Origin of the sequence: Oceanisphaera sp. (genome assembly GCF_052084945.1) — a bacterium.
GTDB lineage: Bacteria > Pseudomonadota > Gammaproteobacteria > Enterobacterales > Aeromonadaceae > Oceanimonas.
In genome coordinates, this window is sequence record NZ_JBQDEX010000076.1 from 9087 (window position 1) to 13365 (window position 4279).

3 protein-coding genes are annotated in these 4279 nt (G+C 47.8%); 1 reads left to right on the forward strand and 2 read right to left on the reverse strand.

The window, feature by feature from the left end; genetic code table 11:
- Positions 1–323 (forward strand): methylated-DNA--[protein]-cysteine S-methyltransferase (locus ACTHY5_RS08120; protein ID WP_441878530.1); only part of this gene is annotated, 323 nt, incomplete at its 5' end.
- Positions 324–1227: 904 nt separating this feature from the next.
- On the opposite strand, the gene ACTHY5_RS08125 is transcribed toward ACTHY5_RS08120, so the two are convergent.
- Both ACTHY5_RS08125 and ACTHY5_RS08130 read right to left on the reverse strand, forming a co-directional pair.
- A complete protein-coding gene (locus tag ACTHY5_RS08125; protein WP_441878532.1) occupies positions 1228–2556 on the reverse strand; it encodes a serine hydrolase in 1329 nt (442 codons plus the stop codon).
- Between the two features lie 60 nt (positions 2557–2616).
- Positions 2617–4279, reverse strand: a 1663-nt coding sequence (locus ACTHY5_RS08130; protein WP_441878534.1) for a vitamin B12 dependent-methionine synthase activation domain-containing protein, incomplete at its 5' end; no start/stop codon positions are given.

The window sequence follows — 4279 nt, forward strand, 5'->3', positions numbered from 1 at the left end:
GGCAGTTAGATGAGTACTTCTCAGGATCACGCCAGCAATTTGACTTGCCCCTCGCTCCCCAAGGCACTGCTTTTCAACAAGCGGTTTGGCAAGCACTCCTCACTATTCCGTTTGGTGAGCATTGCAGCTATAAAACCATAGCCGAACACATTAACAATCCCAAAGCAGTGCGAGCAGTAGGCCTAGCCAATAGCCGCAACCCCATCGCACTGATTATTCCTTGCCATAGAGTGATTGGAGCCAGTGGCAAGCTAGTCGGTTATGCTGGCGGCATTGAGCGTAAAGCTTGGCTGTTAGCGCATGAAGCTGCAGCTATCGCCTAATACGTCCCCGACACAGCTAAGGCGGTGTGCGACATTCGCCATAGCCAAGGTGCGCAATGTCGTAAAACATCTGTGGAATATACGCTTTATATGCGCGTAATCTACCACTACAAATAAAATAACCTAATACTTTCAAAGCATTACAATAAACACCATTTGTAACAGCACTAAGTTAGTCATTATAGTGGCGTAAATTCTCTAGACTCTGGGGTAATATTTATCTCGCAGGAAGCACATCACCTACTAGGATATTAGGTCGCCAAGATGGCCATCAGGATACCTCAAGGACAGAGTGCAGGCATCGTTAGGAAAACGAGCCGTCAGGATGACACAAGGACACCTCAGGGACAGAGAGCAAGCATCGTTAGGAAAACGAGCCGTCAGGATGACACAAGGACACCTCAAGGACAGAGAGCAGGCATCATTAGGAAAATGAGCCGTCAGGATGACTCAAGGACTGCCCAACGGAGATGGGAAAGGGAAAGCTAAAAAGGAACCGGCACGTCAGGGATTGCAGGGAGCAATATCGGTTGATGGACTAAACCACATAGACGATCCAAAAAGGGGCAACTTAAGTTGCCCCTTTTCTATTTCTATTTTCTTATTAACGGTTTCATGCAGTGCCCTCTTTTTTGTGCGAATAAATTCGCCCCTACAAAAAGATTCAAGCCCATCGGATGTCTAAAATGTAAATACTCTGTTGGTGGCAAGCGCTACGTCTAATACCAATCTAAGTAAATATATGATCTATTTTTATGTTGAGCGGTGGAGGCACAAAGATCAGCTTTTGTACCAATCTACCCCCGAGCGTAGGGTCGAATTTATTCGACCTCTTTAGGCCTTGCAACGATAGCGACCCTAGACTCAAGGTAGATGGGTATCACTTACCGCTACTCAAAGGCTCCTAGCTGTTGGGCATTTTAATCACTAAGCAATCCATACCTTGACGCTCTAAACGGACACAAGATTGCTTGGCTTGCTCTTGCTGCAAATCAACTAACTGTGAACGATATAGCACACGATCACTTAAGCTGACTTCACTCACTTTTATCTGAGAGGGCTTAATATTATCCAGCTGACGCTGGGCATTAGTCGCTCTGCTTTTTGCTTGCTCCGAGCCTTGAAAAGAGCCCACTTGTATTGCCCAACCCAGTGTTGCGGCTGTTGGCTGATTCGAAGACTGAGCCGGTGTCGGTAAAGACTTAGGAGCCACAGGCGGCTGTGCCGCCACCTCAACCACAGCTGGCGGTCGAGTATTCACTTTGGTATCCGGTGCTTTACGTGTCACTTTGCGCACAGTTTGGGTACTAACCACAATATGACTCACCGGCGGCGACATAGTTTTATTAGCGGTATTAGGGGAAAATTTAGCGAGCTGTTCTGCTTGTATAAAACTGCTATCTAATAGAGCTGTCATTTCGGCATTACGTGAGCGTGAGCTTTTTCCGCCCATGACCACGCCAACTAAGCGCTGACCATCTCTTAATACAGAGGTGGCCACATTAAAACCAGAAGCCCTAATATAGCCCGTCTTCATCCCATCGGTACCTGCATAGTCTTTGACCATGCGGTTATGACTATCGTAAGTTTTGCCATTAAAAGTAAAGGTCAGCGCAGAAAAATAGTGATAATAATCAGCATGATCTTTCATTAAACGCAGAGACAAAATAGACAAGTCGCGCGCCGTTGAGCGCTGCTCACCATCGGGTAGGCCTGACGCATTACGAAAGGTGGTGGCAGTCATATTCAGCGCTTTTGCTTTTGCCGTCATCATGTTGGCAAATTCACGCTCCGTTCCCCCTAATGCCTCAGCGACCACCACAGCAACGTCGTTAGCTGAGCGCACAATCAGTGCCGGAATGGCGTCGCGCACCCGCAGCCGGTCGCCCTCTTTTAGTGAGATATTGGTTTGTGGCATAGAAGCCGCATGGGCCGATACTGGCATTTTAGTATCGAGTCGCATCAAGCCATTATCCATAGCATCAAACAGTAAATAGAGCGTCATCATTTTGGTTAATGAAGCCGGATAACGAGGCTCATCAGCACGGTCTGCATGCAGCACCTCGCCGCTGTTGGCATTTACGATAATAGCGGCATATTTAGGATTATCTTCCCGCTCATCTTCTTCTTGGGTGTTGGCATTGGCCTGCCCTATACCTAGACATAATAGTGCCATTGCTAGCAGCCATTTTGTTTTTATCTGACGTGTTGAAACTAACATGGCAACTAACATCACCCGCTCCTAATGGTAATAAAGGCGCCAATGGCGCCTTTTTATATCAATAGCAATAAATTAAGCACTTAAATTAGGTGCTAACCACTTCTCTGCTTCTGCTCGGCTCATGCCTTTACGATCGGCATAATCGAGCAACTGATCTTCTTGTATTTGTGCCACCGCAAAGTAGCGAGTATTCGGGTACGAGAAATAAAAGCCTGCCACAGCCGCACCGGGCCACATGGCGTAAGACTCTGTTAACTGCATACCAATGCGCTGTTCGACTTCTAACCAGTTCCACAGCGTACCTTTTTCGGTGTGCTCAGGACAAGCAGGATAACCCGGTGCCGGACGAATGCCGTCGTATTTCTCACGAATTAACTCATCATTAGCCAGTGTTTCATCCGCAGCATATCCCCAATACTCACGGCGTACTAACAAATGCAGGTATTCGGCAAAGGCTTCTGCTAAACGATCGGCCACCGAGCCGGCTAAAATGGCATTATAGTCATCTTCTGCGTCTTTATAGGCACGAATAATATCATCTTCACCAATACCACCGGTCACGGCAAAGCCGCCAATATAATCAGGCTGAGTGCCTTTAGGTGCCACATAGTCGGCTAAGCAATAGTTAGGGAAGCCGTCTTTTTTCTCGGTTTGCTGACGTAAAAAACGCAAGGTCTGTACTACATGACTGCGCGACTCATCAGCATAAATTTCTACGTCATCGCCTACACTGTTGGCCGGATATAACCCAATGACCCCCGCACAGCGTAAGCTCGCGTCTTGCTCTAGCTTATCGAGCATGGCTTGTGCATCTTTATATAACTTAGTCGCCTCAACACCCACCACTTCGTCTTCTAAAATACGTGGGAATTTGCCCGCCAGTCCCCAAGTCATAAAAAACGGAGACCAGTCGATATACTCGCGCACCACTGAAATAGGGGTATTGTGAAACTCGTGTATGCCAGGCTTGGCCGGTACCGGCGGCACATAGCTTGACCAGTCAATATCCACTTTATTAGCGCGCGCGTCGGCCAAGGTCACCGGCTTAGTGCGCGGCTTCTTACGAGCGTGCTGATCGCGCACCACCTCATACTCTTTGTTTAAACGTTCAACAAAGGCCGGCTTATTTTCTTTACTGAGTAGAGTTTGCACCACTCCAACTGCGCGTGAGGCATTAGAGACATATACTACTGGTTCATCGTAGTTTTGCTCAATCTTCACCGCTGTGTGCGCTTTAGAGGTAGTAGCACCACCAATTAATAACGGCATGGTAAAGCCTTGGCGCTGCATCTCTTTGGCCACATTGACCATTTCATCAAGCGAGGGCGTGATCAAACCCGATAAGCCAATCATATCAGCATTCACTTCACGGGCTGTTTGTAAGATTTTCTCACAGGGCACCATAACCCCTAAATCAATCACTTCAAAGTTATTACATTGCAGCACCACGCCCACAATGTTTTTACCGATATCATGCACGTCGCCTTTTACCGTGGCCATCACCACCCGGCCATTGGTCTGGCCCACTTCTTTGCTAGCCTCAATATAAGGATTAAGGTAGGCCACGGCGCGCTTCATTACCCGTGCCGATTTAACCACTTGTGGCAAGAACATTTTACCGGCGCCAAATAAGTCGCCCACCACATTCATGCCATCCATTAACGGCCCTTCAATCACATCAAGGGGGCGTGCGGCTTCAAGGCGTGCCGCTTCGGTATCTTCTTCAATAAAGTCC

Excerpts from the sequence above, each read along its gene's own strand:
- ACTHY5_RS08125 (WP_441878532.1), bottom strand. The coding sequence starts at position 2,556 with ATGTTAGTTGCCATGTTAGTTTCAACACGTCAGATAAAAACAAAATGG.